Here is a 19223-nt window from a genome sequence, read left to right on the forward strand (position 1 = left end):
CGAGCGCCCGGCTATCCCGCTCGCAAGATAACCCCACCACAGGTTCCCGATCAAATGCGCAGGGTCCCAAATCCGATCCGGGCTAGACTGCGCTCGACTGATTCTCCGATCGGACGCGCCCTTGGAAACCGCACTTTACCTGCCCGTCAAACGCTTCCTCGAAGAGCTCGGCTTCGCCGTGAAGGGCGAGATCGGTGGCTGCGATCTCGTCGGCCTCAGCGCCGGCGACCCACCGGTGGTGGTGATCGGGGAGCTCAAGCTCGCCTTCAATCTCGAGCTGATCCTGCAGGCGGTCGACCGTGCGCCGGCCGGCGACGAGGTCTGGATCGCGGCGAAGATGTCGATTCGGGGCAAGGGTCGCGAGAGCGACGCTCGCTACCGCAATCTCTGCCGCCGCCTCGGCTTCGGCATGCTCGGGGTCACTGATCGCGGACAGGTCGAGGTGCTGGTGAAGCCGCCGACGGCGGCGCCGCGCCGCGAGCCGAAGGTACGTTCGCGCCTCGTCGCCGAGCATCAGCGTCGCCAGGGCGATCCCGTGCTCGGCGGCAGCACCCGCGCGCCGATCATGACAGCCTATCGGCAGCAGGCGCTGGCCTGCGCCTCGGAACTCGCCGGTGGGCCACGGAAAGTGCGAGAATTGCGCGAACGTTGTCCTGATGCGGGCAAGATCTTGCTTAACAATGTGTATGGCTGGTTCGAACGGGCCGACCGGGGAATCTACGGGCTCACCGAGGCCGGACACGCCGCCTTGAAACGCTGGCCGCAGACGGCGATCAGGGACTCCGCACGCGCGGCATCCCTGCCCTAGCGGAATTCACATCGGGGATTCGCATGATCGTTGTGACTGGCAGTGTGACGGTTCGGCCCGAGACATTCGAAGAGGCGCGCCGCCTCAGCCTCGAACACGTTCATCGCTCGCGCCTGGAGCCCGGCTGCATCTCGCACGCGGTGCATGTGGATTGCGAGAACCCCCTCAGGTTGGTGTTCTTGGAGCAATGGGCCCACCGCGCCGCCCTCGCCGCGCATTTCGCGGTACCTGCATCCGGGGCGTTCGTGCGCGGCCTGCGCTCGTTGGCCGAGGGGCCGACGACCCTCGACCTCTACGACGCCAGCAGGCTTGAAAATCTGTGAGTGCATAGCTGAGATGCCACACCATTTTCATATTGCAATGCAACATTGGTGGCACTAGGTATCCCGGCATCGAAACGAGGCCGTTATGAACGCAGACTGGAATACCAAATATGGCACGCGGCGCGTGCGTCATGATCCGCCCACCCTGGACGAGGCGATCTTTGCCGCCATCGGCATCACTGACGATCACGAGCAGCAGGCCGAGATCGCCGCTGCCTTGATGGGGATGCCGCTCGACGTCGTGCAGGCCGAGGTGAAGAAGCAGGCGCGCACCAACAGCCGCATCACTGCGACGCGCGTGATCGCCGGTGAACAGGGTGCACAGCGCTCCGTCGTGGTCGAACGCCGCGTCGTCCGCCGTTTCGGCAACGACAAGCGCACCGGGACCTGAGCGGCCCGGTCGTCTACCCCAATACAATGCAAGAGCGGGCCGGTTTTGCCGGTCCGCTTTTTTGATTCCGGTCCTGCTTTTTTAGGTCAGGCGGCGCGATTGCCGTACATGCTGGAGATGATCTTCCAGCACGTCGAGTTGAAGCTGAGAAGAGCACGACCGGCTGTGAAGGGCGAAGCCGCGAGGTCAGCGAGTTCGGCCTCGGGCGCCTTGACGAGATCGATCGTGCCGGTCGATTCGCCATGGCGGAAGGTGAGATGCGCCCCGAACTTCCGGGCGAGCGCCCGCATCGCGTGGTTCTCGGCGCCGGTGGTGATGCGCAGGCGCTTGTAGCCTTTCCAGCGCGCCTCCGCGATCAGCCGGCTGAACAGCACGGTGCCGACGTTCTGACGGCGCGCCGAGGCCTCCACGCTGAAAGCGACCTCGGGCAGCGAATCGCCCGCCGGGGGATGCAGTTCGGCCGCACCGCGGACCACGCCGTCAACGATGTAGGCGACGATCACAGTGCCATCCTCGGCACAGCGCGCGGCGTATCGCTCGATGAAGCTGTCGTCGAGAAAACCGTTGAAACGATCATGCCGGCTTTCGGCATCGAGTCTCAGCAGGTGATCGCGCAGCAGTGGCAATTCTTCCTGCTGGCTCAAGGTCCGCACATAGCCCGGAACGGACATCATGCGGGTAGTGTCTTCAAGTGCCACGTCAAAACTCCTCTTGGTGTCCCTCAAGGAGGCGTTCGAATCCCTAGGTCCCTAATATTGTGCGTCGCAGCACACCTTTCAAGCCGGGAACCTGCCCAAGTTTAGGGCATGCGGGGCGACTAATTCGTTAATGAGATCAAGGCCCCGTAGTCACAAGAGGACCAGTTGGGTTTGGGTCACCACCGCGACCAGCTTACCGTCTTCGGTCTCCAGCCGGGTGGTCCAGACCTGGGTCCGGCGGCCGCGATGGACCGGCCTTGCAGTGGCAATGACCGTGGTTCCCTCCTTGGCCCCGCCGATGAAATTGGTCTTGCTCTCTAACGTGGTCGTGCCCTTGGCGTCCTCAGGCAGGTTAATCACGGTCGCGGCCGCGCCAACCGAATCGGCCAGCGCCATCACGGCCCCGCCGTGGATGGTGTGGTGGAGCGTGCAGAGATCGGCCCGGACCGTCATCCGCGCTACCACGCGGTCCTTCTCAGCCTCGACGAACTCGACGCCCTTGAACTCGGCGAACGGCATCTTCATCGCTTTAAGTTTCTCGAGCGGCGTCATCAGATGTCCTCCCAATTCCTTGTTGTCTCAGCGTGAATGGCTTTGCGTGGCAAGGCAATGACGTCTGAGGTCATGGCCGCGCCAACATCGGCGTGTAACGTCAACAATCGCGTGTCCCGGACCCGCTGCAACGCGTCAGCGTTGCTGCGCTGAGCCGGGACCATCTCGCGACAGAGCACAATGCAGCGTGGGCCCAGGCTCTGCAGCGCATCACGCCGCAAGTCCGGCGCGCTGCGCTGCTTCCGGGGTACGGCGGAGCTCACGTTACCGCATGCACCACCTGGTACTCCGGCCTGCGCCACACATCGCCTGCAATCACCCCCTCGATGATCTCGGCCGCCCGGACGATCTCGTCCTCACCGATATACAGCGGCGTGATCCCGAAGCGCATGATGTCAGGCGCGCGGAAATCGCCGATGACCCCACGGGCGATCAGGGCTTGCATCGCGGCATAGCCGCCGTCGAAGACGAAAGAGACGTGCGAGCCGCGCTGCTCGTGCGCCCGGGGCGTCACCAGCGTCAGCGACGGACAACGCCGCTCGACTTCGGCGATCAGCAGGTCGCCGAGCGCCAGCGACCGTGCGCGAACCTCCGCGATATCGACACGCTCCCAGATGTCGAGCGAGGCCTCCAGCGCCGCCATCGCCAACACCGGCGGCGTGCCGACGCGCATGCGCTCGACACCGCCGGCGGCCGCATAGGCAAGCTCGAATGCGAAGGGTTTGGCATGGCCCATCCACCCCGACAGCGCAGCGCGCGCGCTGTCGGCGTGGCGCGGCGCGACGTAGAGGAAGGCCGGCGCGCCGGGGCCGGCATTGATGTATTTGTAGGTGCACCCCGCCGCGAAATCGGCACCGCTCCGGGCGAGATCCACCGGCAGTGCCCCGGCGGAATGCGCGAGATCCCAGACCGTGACGATACCGAGCGCATCGGCCTTTGCAGTCAGATGGGCCATGTCATGGCGCCGGCCGGTGCGGTAGTCGACCTCGGTGAGGTAGAGCACCGCGACCTCCTCCGACAGCGCGGATTCGACCTCCTCCGGCGCGACCAGCCGCAATCGATGGCCGCGCCCGAGCGTGGCGATCAGGCCTTCGGCCATATAGATGTCGGTCGGGAAGTTGCCGGTGTCAGACAGGACGATCTTGCGCGACGCATTCATGTCGAGCGCCGCGGCGAGCGCCTGATAGACCTTGAGCGACAGCGTATCTCCAACCATCACCGAGCCGGCTTCCGCGCCGATCAGGCGCGCGATGCGATCGCCGAGATGGCGCGGCTGGGCGTACCAGCCTGCACTGTTCCAGGCACGGATCAGCTCATTGCCCCACTCAGTGGTGATGACGCGGTTGACGCGCTCGGCAACCCCGAGCGGAAGCGCGCCCAGCGAGTTGCCGTCGAGATAGATCACGCCGTCCGGCAAATGGAACAGAGCTCTGGTGTCGTGATAGACGCGGTATTTGGTCATCGGCATTTCTACAGAATGGTTCGCACGCGCCAGAGCTCGGGAAACAACTCTACCTCCAGCATGCGTTTGAGATAGCTGACGCCACCGGTGCCGCCGGTCCCGCGCTTGAAGCCGATGACGCGCTCGACCGTCGTCACGTGGTTGAAGCGCCAGCGGCGGAAATAATCCTCGAAGTCGACCAGTTTTTCGGCGAGCTCGTAGAGCATCCAATGCGTCTCCGGCGCCTCGTAGACGACGCGCCAGGCCTGCAGCACGCCTTCGTTGAAGCTGTGGGTCTCGCGGATATCGCGAGCCAGCACCGCGGCCGGCATCTTGAGCCCGTTGCGGTCTGCGAGCCGCAGCACCTCGTCATAGAGGCTGGGCGTCGCGAGTTCAGCCTCCAGCAGCTTCGCCGTTTCCCCATCGTGCGCGTGCGGCTTGAGCATGGCATGATTGCGGTTGCCAAGCAGGAATTCGATCAGCCGGTACTGGCGCGACTGGAAGCCCGAGGACTGGCCGAGTTGCGAGCGGAAGCGGGTGTACTCGCTCGGCGTCATGGTGCGCAGCACGTCCCAGGCGTTGTTGAGCTGCTCGAAGATGCGCGACATCCGCGCCAGCATCTTCATTGCAGGTTGCACCTCGTCGCTGGCGATGGCGCGGCGCGCAGCGCTGAGTTCGTGGATGGCGAGGCGCATCCACAGCTCCGTGGTCTGATGCTGGATGATGAACAGCATCTCGTCATGGGCTTCCGAGAGTGGATGCTGCGCGCCGAGGATTGCATCCAGCGCCAGGTAGTCGCCATAGGACATCCGCCGGGTGAAATCGGTCTCGGCGCCTTCGCTCGTGGGATCGTAATCGCTGGACGTCATGGACAGGCCCTTTCGATCTATCTTCCCCGGCTTTGCTCAGTCGAGGCCGATCAGGCGCGCGGTGATCGGCGACGACGGATCCTTCAGTCCGTCGATCACGGTAAAATGGTTCAGCCCGGGGTCGACGACGAGGCGGGTCGGCACGTCGAAGCCGGTCCAGATATTGGCCATCAGATCGGACTGGCGGATGAATTCGGGCCGCTCGCCGCCACCGACCCAGGCGGTCACCGGCGAATGCCCGCGCGGCAGATGCAGTGCCGCGCTCTCCAGCGTCGCCTCCTCCATGGTCATGCGCAGCGTCTCATTCATCTTTGTCTTCAGGAGCGGGCGCAGATCGTGCAGGCCGCTGATCGAGAGCGTCCCGGCGATACGGTTGACGACGGCAGGCTCGAGCCGGCTGTCGTCGCACAGCATGCGCGTGACGAGGTGGCCGCCCGCGGAATGGCCGGCAAGCCGGATCGGCCCAGCGACGAGCGAGGCCGCCTTGGCGATCGCGGCAGTGATCTCGGCGGTGATGTCACAGATGCGCGCGGCCGGCGTGAACGTGTAGCTCGGCAACGCCACCGTCCAGCCGTGGTGGCGCGCGCCTTCGGCGAGATCGGTCCAGGTCGACTTGTCGAACCGCATCCAGTAGCCGCCATGCACGAACACGACGAGACCCTTGCTGTCGACGTCGGGCAGGATCAGGTCGAGACGCTGCCGCTCACCGGAGCCATAGGCGATGTCGGCGCGAAAATCCTTCAGTCCGGCGCGGTACAACGCCGCCCGCTCCGCCCACAGCGCCGGAATCTTGTCCGAGCCAGGGATATGGGCCGAATTGGCATAAGCATCATCCCAATCGCGCATTGTTGCTCCCGAGGACTCGTCTCACGAACCGGACGCAGTCTGCCACTGGCGCGGGCAGCATCCTAGTCTTTATTTTAAGCTTAAAGGAATTGGAGGGCTGGTGGATTGAGCAAGCAAGCGCCTCAGCTACTGTGTCGTAGGGCGGGCAAAGCGAACCGTGCCTACCAATTTCGCAGGCAACCGAAGCAAGACGGGGGGCACGGCGCAGGAGCGCCTTTGCCTACCCTACGAGACCTGCGACTACGAGACCTGCGACTGCAGCTACGCCTTCTCCACTCCGCACCATTCCGCGATGAACAGCGCCATCGCCTTTGTCGTCTTCTTCAGCGACTCCAGCTCGACATATTCGTTGAAGCCGTGCATCTCGCCGCCGCTGGCGCCGAAGCACAGGCTCGGGATGCCATGGTTGAGGCCATAGAAGCGGGTATCGGTGAGCGCTGTGAAGACGAGGTCCTCGACCGCGCCGCCATAGACCTTGTTGAAGGCCTTGCCGAACGCGGCCTCCGGCGCGGCGGCGTCGGTCAGTTCGTAGCCTTCCGACAGGAAGCCCGACCATTCGATCTCGGGCGGATTGTTGGCGAGGAAGCGGTGGTTGCGCGCTGCGGCAGCGACGCAGGCCGTGATCTCCTTCTGGTGATCGGCGATCGACCAACCCGGCAACACGGCGATCCGGCAATCGACGTCGCACCAGGCCGGCACGCTGGAGGCCCAGTCGCCGCCTTTGATGATGCCAGGATTGAAGTTGATGGGATGGTTCAGCGTCTTGAAGTGACGATCGGCTTTGGCGCGCTCGTTCCACTCGATCTCGAGTTTTTGCAGCGCCTGGATCAAATGATAGGCGGCCATGATCGCATTCGCCCCGGAGCCGGCAAAGGCGACATGGGTCGGATGGCCCTTCACGCGCAGGCGAAACCAGATCACGCCGACCTGCGAGCGCACCATCTTGCCGCCGGTCGGCTCCGGAATGAAACAGGCGTCCGCACGATAGCCGCGCTGGAGCGTCGAGAGCGCACCGACGCCGGTGCTCTCCTCCTCGATCACCGACTGGAAGTGAATCCGCGCTGTCGGCTTGAACCCCGCGGCCTTGATCGCATCCAGGGCATAGAGCGCGCCGATGGTGCCCGACTTCATGTCGCAGGCACCGCGGCCGAACATCTTGCCGTCTTTGACGACGGGCGAGAACGGCGGCGTGTCCCATAATTCCAGCGGCCCGGCCGGCACCACGTCGCAGTGCCCCTGCAGGATCAGCGACTTGCCACTGCTCGTTTGCGGACGGTAGGTGCCCACCACCGAGCGCGCCCTGGAGAAATCATGCTCGATCGGGCCGAAGCCGCGCAGATCCTTGAGGTCGTCGACGTTGATGTGCCAGTCGTCGACCTCGTAGCCCCGTTCGCGCAGGAGGTCGCCGATCATGTCCTGGCACGGCCCCTCCGCCCCGCGGGTGGAGGGAATCGCGACGAAATCGCGTGTGGTGGCAAGCTGGGCCTCAAAGCCGACATCGACGGCCTCGAGAATCCTCTGCTGCGTTTCGGCATTCATCAGGCAACTCCAGCCATTCCAATGGTCCCAGGGAGTGCGCAAACTAACCGATTTCAGCCGTTCGGGTACTGCACAAAATAAGCATCCCGCAATGCATCTTCGAGCAGGCGGCCTTCCGAATAACCGTTCAATGTCGCAGGGCGCGTCACGCCGTCGAGCAGGCGCGGGCACGGCTGCGGCATGCCGATCACGGTGCGAACCGGGATGCGCTCGGCATAGATCGGCAAGGCATAGTCCTCCTCGTCGTCAGCGACGCCTTTGGCGCGGATCTTGGCTGAAGCTTCCTCGATCTCCATGGCGATGAATGACGTTGCCTTGATCTCCTGCGTGTTACTTGCCCTGAGGCCGGCGGTGCGATCCGGGAAGAAGCGGTCGACCATCGCGATCACCGCGCGCTCCTTCTCCTCGGGGTCGGTGACGAGATAGGCGGTGCCGAATGCCATCACCGCGCGGTAGTCGGCGGAGTGGTTGAAGCCGCAGCGCGCCAGCACCAGGCTGTCGAGATGCGCGACCGTGAGACACACGCGCTCGCCCTTGGTCTGATTGCGCAGCATCCGGCTTGCGCTCGACCCGTGCCAGTAGAGCCTGGTGCCCTCGCGCCAGAAGAAGGTCGGCGTGCAATAGGGCTGGCCGTCAATCGCGTAGGAGACGTGGCAGAGCATCGAGGAATCCAGGATGCGATGAACCGTATCGTGGTCATAGAAGCCGCGGTCGTGCCGGCGCTTCACCTGGTTGCGCGCCGATGTCGGATAGGAATTTGAGGTCTCGGTCTGGCTCACGGCCGCTCCTGCTCGGATTAGAACACTCTGCGAGCAGTTGTAGCGGCCCATTTGGTCTGCGATAGTTCCAATTCCATGGAAAAAAATCCAACCAATTCGCTCCCCTCTCCGGCCAAGACCGAGCTGCCGCTCGACCTTGCCGGCCCGCACGTCACGCGAGGCGCCTCGGCCGCGCACCGGCTCTATCAGGCGCTGTGCGAGATGATCGTCTCGGGACTCGTAAAGCCCGGCGAGGCGCTGCCACCGTCGCGCACGCTGGCCAGGCAGACCGGCTTTCGGCGCAACGCCGTCGTCACCGCCTATGAGCGTCTGATCGCCGACGGCTTTGCCGAGGCGACCGTCGGCTCCGGAACGTTCGTCGCCGCGCGCATTCCGGCAGGCGCGACCGAGCCGAACAAGCCGAAGGTCATTGTCGAAATGCCCGGGCAAGGCGCGTTCGCGCTCGGCTGCACGCATATCGACGAACGGGCGGTGCAGCGCTTCCGCGCCTTCGTCGGCCGCCGTATGCGTTCGTTCGGCGCGGAGCACCTTCACTATGGCGATCCACGCGGCAGCCGCGAGCTGCGCGCGGCAATCGCCGATCATCTGTTGTCGGCACGCGGACTGCGCTGCGATCCCGATCAGATCATGCTGACATCAGGCACCCTGCACGCGCTCCGCATCGTGTTGAGCGCAATCCTGAAGGCCGGTGACCAGGTCTGGTGCGAGGACCCAGGTTATCCCGCCGCGCGCAAGACCATCGCGCATTGCGGCTATCGCGCCGTGCCCGTTCCCGTCGACGAGCACGGCATGCGCATCGCCAAGGGCCGCGCCGCGGCGCCGTCCGCGCGCGCGGCTTACGTGACGCCGTCGCACCAGTTTCCGCTGGGCGTGCAGATGTCGATGCCGCGGCGGCTCGAGCTTCTGGACTGGGCCAAGCAGGCCGGCGCTTTCGTGCTGGAGGACGACTACGACAGCGAGTTTCGCTATGACGGCGCACCGCTGATGTCGCTCGCCGGCATCGATCGTCTGCAGCGCGTGATCTACCTCGGCACGTTTGCCAAGACGCTGTTTCCAGGCCTGCGCATCGGCTATTGCGCCCTGCCCGAACGCCTGATCGCGGACGTGACGGCTACGCGCGCGGCGCTCGACCGCTTCCCCGGCACTCTGATGGAAGGCGCAGTGGCCGACATGCTCAACTCGGGCGCATTCGCCGCAAACCTCAAGCGCGTGCGAAAGCTCTATCGCGCGGCGCGCGATGTGCTGGCCGAAACGCTGGAAGCCGCATCCGATGGCGCGCTGTCCGTGCCGGTGCCGTCACAAGGCCTGCATCTCGTCGCCAGGTTCGATCCCGCGGTCGACCTTGCGGTAGCCGCGCAAGCCAAGCAGACGGCCGGCGCGGGAGGCTGGCTATTGGCCGACACCTATTCGCGCGCGCGCCCTCTGCCCGGCTTCGTGCTGGGATTTTCCGGACATGCGGTTCCACAACTCGTGGCATCCGCCGAACGGCTCGCGCGGGAATCACGGTCAGCCTTGCGCGCGAAGAACCGGTCGGTTCGGCCGGCATAACAAGCTTCACTGTGAGAATCGCTGATCGCTCCCTACATTGCGCCATCGATCCCGGGAGCCTTCATGATGTCACTCCGCCACGCGACCTGCCTCTCGCTCCTGATCTCCCTCGCGTTTGCCTCGACGGCGCCCGCTGCCACCGTCGGACGTGAGCAAGACATCGTGGATCTGAAGCTCGGCCAGCGCGTTCTGGTGGACGACGGAACCTGCCCAGCCGGGCAGGTCAGGGAAGTGCGCGGCGCAAAGATGACCGACAAGGGCGTCTCGCGCACGAGTTCCTGCGTGCCGCGACACGGGCCGAAAACAAAATGATGGCCTGAGAGGCTATTTCGCCGGATCGAACATGCACTGCAAGGTTGGCTTGGCGATCTTGGTGAAGGTCGGGCCGATCTCGCCCTGTTTCGAGGCCGGGACCCAGTGGGTCTCGATGGTGGGCACGCCGGTCTCGCTGATGCCGCGCAACAGCGCTTCGCGCAGGTCGCGGTCCTCGACGGCGGCCGCGGCGTGATCGTGCAGGCAGCCGCAGACTTCCTCCGGGTGCTCCCAGCGGCCGATCATGCGCGGCGCGCACTGGCGCACGAATTCGCTGCGGGGATCCGGTAATCTCAAGGGCGCGCGCACCTGCGCCTGAGCGGCATTGATCGTGAGAACAGAGACGAACGCAGCGGCGCAAAATCGAACGATCATGACGGCCTTTATCGGCTGATTTTCTTGTTGTCGATCAGAAGCGCGCGGCAACCACGATCGAATGCGACGTCGTGGTGATGACCGGCGAGCCGCTGTACTGGAAGGTGCCGACCCCGGGCAGATTGCCGTCCGGCGAGCCCGCGAACGAGGAGCCGGCAACCACGAAAGCAAAAGCAAGGATGAAGCTGAGCGCGCGCATGGTCCTGTCTCCGAATTCCGTGGCCGGCGGTGCGCCGTTCGTCGTTGTCAAACTGATAACCATCGGCGGTTTCGCCCGTGATGCGCCAAAAGCGCAAAATGGTTTCATCTTGCGTGAGAATTGTTTCGTCCGGCCCGAGACCACGACACAATTCTCCGAAAACGCCAATTATTTCAGTTGGGTCTCGCTGGAGCTCAAGGTGGCGTGCCAAGTTCCGGCAGCGGTGGGCGAACACACCCGACGCAGCCGCCGTCATGCTCCCGCCTCACCCGCTTCACACGCACTTTACGTTTTTCTGCGAATGGAACGGCAAACGAAGGCTGGTCCTGTCGAACCGGAGGCGCGTCGGGTGCGACCCAAGCCATCGAAACCTGGACGCCCGGATCACCGGGCGCGTTCACTTAAGGGATGGCCATTATGGTGACGCAAGATCGCGCAACGCCGCGCGAGGCGGACCAACGGACGGACGGCGGAGGTCAACGACCCAATCGCGTGGCCTCAGCCGGCGCGATGTCGCAGCAGTCTGGCCGCGGCTTTGAGGCCGCGCCACAAGCCCTCGTGCGGCTGACTGGCTCGCATCTTGTCAAGCCGTAGGCCAGCCGCGCCTTTGCCCCTGAGTGAACGCAAGCTCGTTACTGTGTGAACGCGCATCACTGTGTAAAGAACTCGCCGCACTTCTGGACGTTTGCGTCCGCAGTTCCCCATGGCATGATCGGCACGGTCGAGGTCGAGTTCTTCGGCGAGCCCTCGATGATCCTGTCCGAATAGACCATGTAGACCAGTACGTTGCGCTTGGTATCGCAGCCGCGCACGATCTGCATCTTCTTGAAGAACAGCGACCGGCGCTGGCGGAACATGTCGTCGCCCTGCTCCATCTTGTTCTTGAACTTGATGGGGCCGATCTGGCGGCAGGCCAGCGAGATGTCCGAGACCTCCTCGGCAAGGCCGAGCCAGCCCTTGAAGCCGCCCTTTTCTGGCACCGTGAAATGACAGGCGACGCCCTCGACTTCAGGATCGTCGAGTCCGTAGGTCGCGAGCTTGTCGTTCGGGCTCATCCATTTGAACACGGTGGAGCGACGGAAGATCAGGTCGGGCTCGTCGGCGGCCGAAGCGGACGCCACCGGCACAGTCAGGGCCAGGAGGAATAAGACGAGGCCTTTCAAGCGGATGCCGGCAAGACCAGGGAATCGAGATGACATGAAGTTCTCCGCTAACGACACCCCGCAATGTAGGAACGCGTCAGCCCGACAGGAAGACGACAGACGGCCAGAGGCGGCCGCGTTTACCGGTCTGTGAGGCTTTTTTGCTACGTCTTGGACAAAAGTAGCTGACGGCAGAACCGCCTGCTGGTGAACGCGTATCCCCTTTGCGACACTAACGTCTGATTTGGATTATGGATTCGAGGATGAACAGCGTGAACGGGTCGGGTTCTTCTGCCAAGCCGGCGCGGCTGTGGCAGGTCGCCATTTTGACAGCGGCGGGCGCGATCGGCGCGACCAGCCAGGCAGACGCAGCATTTTATTATTGGACGGATTATTCCGACGGATCCTATTACGCCCGGCAGAACCGGCATCCCGAGATACCGCGCCAGAAGCCGCAGAAGCGTGGCGCCGCCGGCAAGAAAGAGGTTGTCGCCGAGAAGGAAGCCGGCACCAAGCCGCAAGGGCCCCTGGTCATCGTCGTCTCAATCGACCGACAGAAGGTGACCGTCTACGATGCCAAGGGCGTGTTCGCGGAATCTCCGGTGTCGACAGGCATGAAGGGCCATTCGACGCCGATGGGTGTGTTCAGCGTCATCCAGAAGCACAAATTCCACCACTCCAACATCTATAGCGGCGCGCCGATGCCGTACATGCAGCGGATCACCTGGTCCGGCGTCGCCATGCATGCCGGCGTGTTGCCGGGCTATCCGGCCTCGCATGGCTGCATCCGTATGCCGATGACGTTCGCGGTGAAGATGTGGAATTGGACCAGGATGGGCGCGCGCGTCATCGTCGCGCCGGGCGAGATGACGCCGCACAGTTTCGCCCACCCCCTGCTCGCCTCGTTGCGCGTGCCGCCGCAGCCTGCCGCCAGCCTCCAGCCGCAGACTTATGTCGGCGATAAGGCGGACAAGGGCGAGGCGCAAAGCAAGGCCGCCGAGCGCAAGTCCGTCGAGACCCGGGCCACCGAAACCAAGACGGCCAACGCCGATGACGTGCTCGAACTGCGCGCCTCCGTCGGCCATACCGTGATGTCGGATGTGACCACGGGCAATGCGCAAACCCACGAAGAAGCCGCCGCACCGGCCGACAAGGCCAAGACCGCCGAGGCAACTGCAACTGACGCGGCCAAGCCGCCGTCGGACGATGCCGCCAAGCCTGCCAACGAGGACCAGCCCGCCGACAAGGCTGAGACTATGAAGGCCGAGCCGGTCAAGACGGAAGCAGCGGACGCCGCAAAGACGCCCGATGCACCGGCACCTGCGCTCGCCGCGTCGCCCGACGCGAAGAAGGACGAGAGCCGTGTTGCCGATCCGGCGCTGGCTGCAAAGCCGGAAACACCCAAGCGGACCGGCCAGATCGCAGTCTTCATCAGCCGCAAGGATTCCAAGCTCTATGTGCGGCAGAATTTTGCGCCGCTGTTCGAGGAGCCGGTCACGATCGCCACCAGCGACCGGCCGCTCGGCACGCATATCTTCACCGCCGAGCTCGACAAGACCGATACCAATGCACTGCGTTGGTCGGTGGTGTCTCTGCCAGTCTCCGCCCGTTCCGCGGCGCGCGAGGACGCTGGCAGCCTTACGCGCCGCCAGCGCGGCGCTACCGTGATCCCCGTCGCTGCCAAGCCCGTGACTGCCAAGCCCGTGGTCACGCCGGACAGTCCGGCTGCAGCCCTCGACCGCATCTCGATCCCTGCCGACACCATGGCAAAGATCAACGAGATGCTGACATCAGGCGGCTCGATCATCATCTCCGACCAAGGCATCAACCAGGGCGAGACCGGCGAAGGCACCGACTTCATCGTCCGCCTGTACTAGCCCTGTCGCCGCGCGATAACGCGGTGTTGACGAGGCCGATCGCACCGGCGGAGTAACATGCGCCCGGTTCATTTCGGGGGACGCCGGCATGATATACCGCAGGACCGTGCTCACCATGGCGCTGGCCGGCACGCTGATGCCGGTCACGCGTGCTTTCGCCGATGGCGGCATGAGCCGTATCTCGGCCTATGCCTTCTCCTTCCCCGCTTTGTCGGGCGACGACATCCGGCTTGCCGCTTTCACCGGCAAGCCGCTGCTGGTGGTCAACACGGCCTCGCTCTGTGGCTACACGCCGCAATATGCCGGCCTCCAGGAGATCTGGACCGAGTTTCGCGCCCGCGGGCTCACAGTCATCGGTCTGCCCTCGAATGATTTCGGCAGTCAGGAGCCCGGCGGCACCAGCGAGATCGCGCAGACCGCGCACCACCAATATGGTGTTAGCTTCCCGGTCGCGGCAAAGGCCGTTGTAGCAGGCGCGAAGGCGCATCCATTCTACAAATGGGCCGCCGAGTCGCGACCGAGGGAAGTTCCGCGCTGGAACTTCCACAAATACCTGATCGGCCGCGACGGCTATATCGCCGACGTCTTTCCGTCCGCGGTCGAGCCCGCCGATACGCGGATCAAAACGGCAGTTGCCAGGGCGCTGGCCGACAGTTGACGCGAAGCGCGCCTAATCCCGTTGGGCACAATCGTGGCGGCATGCCAAACAGCCGTTGCAATGGCGATGGCCCACCATCTAGGCTAGGATCGTTAGGGGCAGGACGGTTTTGCCGGAGGCGAAAAGCCGCGGCGGAACAATAAGATCAATCTCGAGGACAACACCATGCGCGTGGCGGCAGGACTGATTTTGGCAGGCGCGATGTCTCTGGCCATGGCCGGCGCAGCATGGTCGCAGACTCCGGCCGCAAAACCCGCAGCTGCGACGCAAGCCGCACCGGCGACAGCGCCGGCTGCGGCAACGCCCCCCGCCGCTCCAGTTGCAGCTCAACCGGCAGCCGCGCCAGCGGGTTTCGTCAATCCACCCCCGCCCAAGCAAGCGCCGCAGCCTGCCCGCGCCGCCTGCAACACGCCGGGCGCGCTCGGTGTCGCCCGCACCGTCGAGATCGACACCACGGGCGGTCCCGGCTTCGGCTTTGAGCATTTCAAGGAGCTCGACTTCCTGCGCGACAAGGAGGTGGTGCTGACCTTCGACGACGGCCCCTGGCCCAAGAACACGCCCGCGGTGCTGAAGGCGCTCGCCGACGAATGCACCACCGGCATCTTCTTCTCAATCGGCAAGCACGCGACCTACGAGCCGGAGATCCTGAAGCAGGTCTATGCGGCCGGCCACACCGTGGGCACCCACACCTGGTCGCATGCCAACCTCAACAACAAGAAGCTTAACGAAGCACAGCGCAAGGAAGAGATCGAGAAGGGCCTGTCCGCGGTGAAGTGGGCGCTTGGCGGCATCTCGCCCTCGCCATTCTTCCGCTTCCCGGCGCTCCAGCATCCGCCGGAGATGGTCACCTATCTCGGTAACCGCAATATGGCGATCTTCTCCTGCGACATCGACTCCTTCGACTTCAAGGCCTCCAAGCCCGAGAAGATCATCGAGACCGTGATGAAGAGGCTCGACACCAAGGGCAAGGGCATCATCCTGATGCACGACTTCCAGAAGCACACCGCGGAGGCTCTGCCCGAGCTGCTCAAGCGCCTGAAGGCCGGCGGCTACAAGGTGGTGGCAATGCGCGCCAAATTCCCGGCATCGTCACTGCCCGAATATGACCAGGAGCTGCTCAAGGACGCCAAGCTGCCGACGGTGAGCCAGCGCCCGGTCAATTCCGTGGTGACGACTGTTTCCGAATAGACGGCCATTGTCTTTCCGCATCGAAGGCTACGTCATCGTCTCAGCGGACGGCATGCTCGCCGACGCGGGGCACGTCATGCCCGATAGCCTGAAGTTCGAGGGCGACAAGCTATTCTTCGAGCAGGCGCTCGATCGCGCCGCGCTGATCGTGCACGGCCGCAACTCGCATGAGCAGCAGCCGAACTCGCCGAAGCGCAAGCGGCTGATCCTGACGCGCAAGATCAACGCGCTCACCGTCGATCCCGAGACGCCGAACGCGACGCTGTGGAATCCGGAACACGCGAGCTTTGAGGAGGCCTGCGCCTTTGCCGATGTCGCCTCCGGCATGGTCGCCATCATCGGCGGGCCCGCCGTGTTCGACATGTTCATGGGTCGCTACGATACGTTCTGGCTCTCGGAAGCCCCGCATGTGCGCCTGCCCGGCGGCGAAGGCTGTTTCGTCGGCGTGCCCCAGCGGATGCCGCACGAGGTGCTGGCGTCCCATGGGATGAAGCCGGGCGCGCCGTATCTGCTCGACGCGGCGCATGACGTCACCGTCACGCCGTGGCGCAGGGCGTAGGCGTAGGCGTTACACGTCCCCGTACGCCGCCTCGGCCGGGCGCGTGGTGCGGCCGTATCCCATGATCATGAACAATGCGCCGATGACCGACAGGTTCTTGAGCGCGTCGACCACCATCTTCGCATTGTCCGGCGCTGCCATATTCCAGAAGTCGTAGAACAACACGGTCGCGACCGCGACGTAGATGATCATCAGCATCGCGAAGAACCGCGCGCCGAAATTCAGCGCGATCATCAATCCGGCGATGATCTCGAGCCCACCGACTGCGATTGCCAGCAGTTGCGGCGTGGTCATGGCGGTCGCCGTCTCGAGCTGCTTGGCGTATGGCGCGATCACCTCGGGCACCACGACCTTGCTGGCGATGAAGTCGGAAGTCGCCTGGATGGCAAAGAGCTTGGTCGCGCCCGTGTAGATGAACAGCACGGCGAACAGGATCCGCCCGAAAGTCACGAACGCTGGCATGATCGGCCTCTTGGCAAGCTCAGAGCGCGGGAATGCTCGGCAGGATTATGGAGAGTCGTGCGTTGGTTTACAAACGGGGAAATGGAGAACTGAAAGGAATTCAAAAATTGCCGGTCTCTTACCTTCTCCCCTTGCGGGAGAAGGTGGCTCGCCGCGAGGTGGCGAGACGGATGAGGGGATATTTATCGGCACCGGAACTCGCGAAATATCGACTCGCGGAAACACCCCCTCATCCGGCGCTTCGCGCCACCTTCTTCCGCAAGGGGAGAAGGATTCAAACCGTCTACGCGGCAAAAGCGCGCCCTTAGGTAAACAACGTCGGCTGCTGCCGCGCCGCCCGCTCCTGCGCTTCCACCACGGCGACGGCCGTCATGTTCAGAATGCCGCGCGCCGTCACGGACGGGGTCAGAATATGCGCCGGGCGCGCCGGGCCGATGAGGATCGGGCCGACGGGAAGCGCGTCGGCCAGGGACTTGATCATCTGATAGGCGACGTTGGCGGTGTCGAGGGTCGGCATGATCAGGATGTTGGCCTCGCCCTCCAGCTGGGAGTGCGGCAGTACCATTTTTCGCGCAGCAGCGGAGAGCGCGGTGTCGCCCTGCATCTCGCCATCGGCCTCGATCTCCGGATGCTTGTCCTTCAACAGTTGCGTCGCCCGCCGCATCTTGCGCGAGGAGTCGGTGTCGTAGCTGCCGAAATCCGAATGCGAGACGAAGGCGATCCTCGGCTTGATGTTGAAGCGCTGGACGTGGACCGCGGCGAGCGATGCGATCTCGGCGAGCTCCTCAGCGCTCGGATTGGGCCGAACCTGCGTGTCGGCGATGAAGAAGGCGCCCTTGCTGGTGATCAGCAGCGCCAGGGCGGCGTAGTCGCTGATGCCGGGACAGAAGCCGACGATCTCGCGCACATGGCGCAGATGGCTCATGTAGCGGCCCTCGACGCCGCAGAGCATGGCATCCGCCTCTCCGCGCACCACCGCGAGCGCCGCGATGACAGTGTTGTTGGTGCGAACCACCGTGCGCGCCGCATCGGGCGTCACGCCGCAGCGGCCGGCGACCTCGACATAGGACTGCACGTAGGAGCGGTAGCGCGGATCGTCCTCGGGATTGACGAGATCGAAATCCTTGCCTGCCTTGATCGACAGGCCGAAACGCTTGATGCGCGCCTCGACCACGGAGGGACGGCCGACGAGAATGGGGCGCGCCAGCTTTTCCTCCAGCACCACTTGCGTGGCGCGCAGCACCCGCTCGTCCTCGCCTTCGGCGTAGATCACGCGGACCGGCTGGGTCTTGGCCTTGGCGAACATCGGCTTCATGACCAGGCCGGAGCGGAAGGCGAAGCGCTCGAGCAACGCGGTGTATTCGTCGAAATTGGTGATGGGCCGCGTCGCGACGCCGGACTCCATCGCCGCCTTCGCCACCGCCGGCGCGATGCGCAGAATCAACCTGGGATCAAACGGGCTCGGGATCAGCGAACCCGGGCCGAAGCCTTGCATCTCGCCGGTGTCGAAGCCTTGTGCGACGGCATCCGACGGCGCCTCGCGCGCGAGCTGCGCGATGGCCTCGACGGCTGCGTGCTTCATCTCCTCGTTGATGGCGCTGGCGCCGACGTCGAGCGCGCCGCGGAAGATAAAGGGAAAGCACAGGACGTTGTTGACCTGGTTCGGATAGTCGGAGCGGCCGGTACAGATCATGGCATCAGGGCGCACCTTGCGCGCCTCCTCCGGCATGATCTCCGGGGTCGGGTTCGCGAGCGCCATGATCAAGGGCTTGTCGCCCATGGCCTTGGCCATCTCCGGCTTGAGCACGCCCGGCGCGGAGAGCCCGATGAAGATGTCGGCGCCGCCGATGACGTCGCCGAGTGTGCGCTTGTCGGTCTTCTGCGCGTAGACCGCCTTCCAGCGGTCCATGGTGGTGTTGCGGCCCTCATGCACGAGGCCGTCGATGTCGCAGACCCAGATGTTCTTGCGCTGCGCGCCCATCGACACCAGGAGATTCAGCGTCGCGATCGCGGCGGCCCCTGCCCCCGACGCCACGATCTTGACGTCCGACAGCTTCTTGCCGTTCAGCCTGAGGCCATTGGTGATGGCGGCGGCGACGATGATGGCGGTGCCGTGCTGGTCGTCATGGAAGACCGGGATCTTCATGCGCTCCTTCAGCTGCGTCTCGATCTCGAAGCATTCCGGTCCGCGGATGTCTTCCAGATTGATGCCGCCGAAGGTCGGCTCGAGCGCGGCCACGGTCTCGACCACGCGCTCGATGGTGTCGGCGGCGATCTCGATGTCGAACACATCGATGCCGGCGAATTTCTTGAACAGAACAGCCTTGCCCTCCATCACCGGCTTGGACGCCAGCGGGCCGATATTGCCGAGGCCGAGCACGGCGGTACCGTTGGAGACCACGGCGACCAGATTGGCGCGGGTGGTCAGCGTGGCGGCTTCCGCCGGGTTCTTGGCGATCTCGGTGCAGGCGGCGGCAACACCCGGAGAATAGGCCAGCGCGAGGTCGCGCTGGTTGGCAAGCGGTTTGCTTGCCTGGATCTCGAGCTTGCCGGGGCGCGGCAGACGGTGATAGGCGAGCGCCGCCTGGTGGAGATCATCAGAATAGGACGACATGCGGTGTCTCGCCTCGCGTTACCGGCCTCAAAATGCACGATCC

General features: G+C 64.4%; 21 protein-coding genes. 9 read left to right on the forward strand and 12 right to left on the reverse strand.

Going from position 1 to position 19223, the window contains the following annotated elements:
• The first annotated feature begins 121 nt into the window (after positions 1–121).
• The 3 genes from IVB28_RS17380 (at position 122) to IVB28_RS17390 (ending at position 1522) form a co-directional block, all read left to right on the forward strand.
• Positions 122–808, forward strand: coding sequence for a DUF2161 family putative PD-(D/E)XK-type phosphodiesterase (locus tag IVB28_RS17380; protein WP_247527742.1), 687 nt, complete (start codon positions 122–124; stop codon positions 806–808).
• Positions 809–831: 23 nt separating this feature from the next.
• Complete coding sequence (locus IVB28_RS17385; protein ID WP_247527743.1) at positions 832–1131, forward strand: putative quinol monooxygenase; 300 nt, start codon at positions 832–834, stop codon at positions 1129–1131.
• An 85-nt stretch (positions 1132–1216) separates the two neighbouring features.
• A complete protein-coding gene (locus IVB28_RS17390; RefSeq protein ID WP_247317233.1) occupies positions 1217–1522 on the forward strand; it encodes a hypothetical protein in 306 nt (101 codons plus the stop codon).
• 86 nt (positions 1523–1608) lie between these two features.
• Here the strand turns inward: IVB28_RS17390 and IVB28_RS17395 are convergent, their stop codons facing one another.
• From IVB28_RS17395 to IVB28_RS17425, 7 genes are all read right to left on the reverse strand, one after another.
• Positions 1609–2220, reverse strand: a complete 612-nt coding sequence (locus IVB28_RS17395) for a GNAT family N-acetyltransferase (RefSeq protein ID WP_247527744.1) — start codon at positions 2218–2220, stop codon at positions 1609–1611.
• Between the two features lie 150 nt (positions 2221–2370).
• Positions 2371–2772 (reverse strand): PaaI family thioesterase, encoded by a 402-nt coding sequence (locus tag IVB28_RS17400; RefSeq protein WP_247527745.1) that lies wholly within the window; start codon positions 2770–2772, stop codon positions 2371–2373.
• Between the two features lie 259 nt (positions 2773–3031).
• Positions 3032–4234 (reverse strand): kynureninase, encoded by a 1203-nt coding sequence (gene kynU, locus IVB28_RS17405; protein ID WP_247527746.1) that lies wholly within the window; start codon positions 4232–4234, stop codon positions 3032–3034.
• A gap of 8 nt (positions 4235–4242) precedes the next feature.
• Positions 4243–5082: a tryptophan 2,3-dioxygenase gene (gene kynA / locus IVB28_RS17410; protein ID WP_247527747.1), complete on the reverse strand. Its 840-nt coding sequence runs from the start codon at positions 5080–5082 to the stop codon at positions 4243–4245.
• A 36-nt stretch (positions 5083–5118) separates the two neighbouring features.
• Complete coding sequence (locus tag IVB28_RS17415; RefSeq protein ID WP_247527748.1) at positions 5119–5928, reverse strand: alpha/beta hydrolase; 810 nt, start codon at positions 5926–5928, stop codon at positions 5119–5121.
• 261 nt (positions 5929–6189) lie between these two features.
• Positions 6190–7467: an ArgE/DapE family deacylase gene (locus tag IVB28_RS17420; RefSeq protein WP_247527749.1), complete on the reverse strand. Its 1278-nt coding sequence runs from the start codon at positions 7465–7467 to the stop codon at positions 6190–6192.
• 53 nt (positions 7468–7520) lie between these two features.
• Positions 7521–8246, reverse strand: a complete 726-nt coding sequence (locus IVB28_RS17425) for a pyridoxamine 5'-phosphate oxidase family protein (RefSeq protein WP_247527750.1) — start codon at positions 8244–8246, stop codon at positions 7521–7523.
• Positions 8247–8321: 75 nt separating this feature from the next.
• Here IVB28_RS17425 and IVB28_RS17430 point away from each other — a divergent pair, with 75 nt between their 5' ends.
• Both IVB28_RS17430 and IVB28_RS17435 read left to right on the forward strand, forming a co-directional pair.
• Complete coding sequence (locus IVB28_RS17430) at positions 8322–9794, forward strand: PLP-dependent aminotransferase family protein (protein WP_247527751.1); 1473 nt, start codon at positions 8322–8324, stop codon at positions 9792–9794.
• A 66-nt stretch (positions 9795–9860) separates the two neighbouring features.
• Positions 9861–10106 carry a DUF6719 family protein gene (locus tag IVB28_RS17435; protein ID WP_247528580.1) on the forward strand — a complete coding sequence of 82 codons (246 nt, stop codon included), beginning with the start codon at positions 9861–9863 and terminating at the stop codon, positions 10104–10106.
• A 12-nt stretch (positions 10107–10118) separates the two neighbouring features.
• Here IVB28_RS17435 and IVB28_RS17440 read toward each other — a convergent pair whose 3' ends face one another.
• The 3 genes from IVB28_RS17440 to IVB28_RS17450 all read right to left on the reverse strand — a co-directional run bounded on the left by IVB28_RS17440 (position 10119) and on the right by IVB28_RS17450 (position 11879).
• A complete protein-coding gene (locus IVB28_RS17440; RefSeq protein WP_247527752.1) occupies positions 10119–10481 on the reverse strand; it encodes a hypothetical protein in 363 nt (120 codons plus the stop codon).
• Positions 10482–10515: 34 nt separating this feature from the next.
• A complete protein-coding gene (locus IVB28_RS17445; protein WP_247527753.1) occupies positions 10516–10680 on the reverse strand; it encodes a hypothetical protein in 165 nt (54 codons plus the stop codon).
• 650 nt (positions 10681–11330) lie between these two features.
• Positions 11331–11879 (reverse strand): CreA family protein, encoded by a 549-nt coding sequence (locus IVB28_RS17450; RefSeq protein WP_247527754.1) that lies wholly within the window; start codon positions 11877–11879, stop codon positions 11331–11333.
• Between the two features lie 206 nt (positions 11880–12085).
• Here IVB28_RS17450 and IVB28_RS17455 point away from each other — a divergent pair, with 206 nt between their 5' ends.
• The 4 genes from IVB28_RS17455 to IVB28_RS17470 all read left to right on the forward strand — a co-directional run bounded on the left by IVB28_RS17455 (position 12086) and on the right by IVB28_RS17470 (position 16104).
• Entirely contained in the window at positions 12086–13699 is a 1614-nt protein-coding gene (locus IVB28_RS17455; RefSeq protein ID WP_247527755.1) for a L,D-transpeptidase, read from the forward strand.
• An 88-nt stretch (positions 13700–13787) separates the two neighbouring features.
• Positions 13788–14357: a glutathione peroxidase gene (locus tag IVB28_RS17460; protein WP_247527756.1), complete on the forward strand. Its 570-nt coding sequence runs from the start codon at positions 13788–13790 to the stop codon at positions 14355–14357.
• 165 nt (positions 14358–14522) lie between these two features.
• Positions 14523–15545: a polysaccharide deacetylase family protein gene (locus IVB28_RS17465; RefSeq protein WP_247527757.1), complete on the forward strand. Its 1023-nt coding sequence runs from the start codon at positions 14523–14525 to the stop codon at positions 15543–15545.
• A 7-nt stretch (positions 15546–15552) separates the two neighbouring features.
• Complete coding sequence (locus tag IVB28_RS17470; RefSeq protein WP_247527758.1) at positions 15553–16104, forward strand: dihydrofolate reductase; 552 nt, start codon at positions 15553–15555, stop codon at positions 16102–16104.
• Positions 16105–16113: 9 nt separating this feature from the next.
• Here the strand turns inward: IVB28_RS17470 and IVB28_RS17475 are convergent, their stop codons facing one another.
• Positions 16114–16566, reverse strand: coding sequence for a DoxX family membrane protein (locus IVB28_RS17475; RefSeq protein WP_247527759.1), 453 nt, complete (start codon positions 16564–16566; stop codon positions 16114–16116).
• A 304-nt stretch (positions 16567–16870) separates the two neighbouring features.
• The gene (locus IVB28_RS17480) at positions 16871–19180 is read right to left on the reverse strand and encodes an NADP-dependent malic enzyme (RefSeq protein ID WP_247527760.1); all 2310 of its coding nucleotides are present in this window, start codon (positions 19178–19180) and stop codon (positions 16871–16873) included.
• Positions 19181–19223: the final 43 nt, after the last annotated feature.

The organism is Bradyrhizobium sp. 199, from assembly GCF_023073355.1.
In the GTDB taxonomy this organism is placed as follows: Bacteria; Pseudomonadota; Alphaproteobacteria; order Rhizobiales; family Xanthobacteraceae; genus Bradyrhizobium.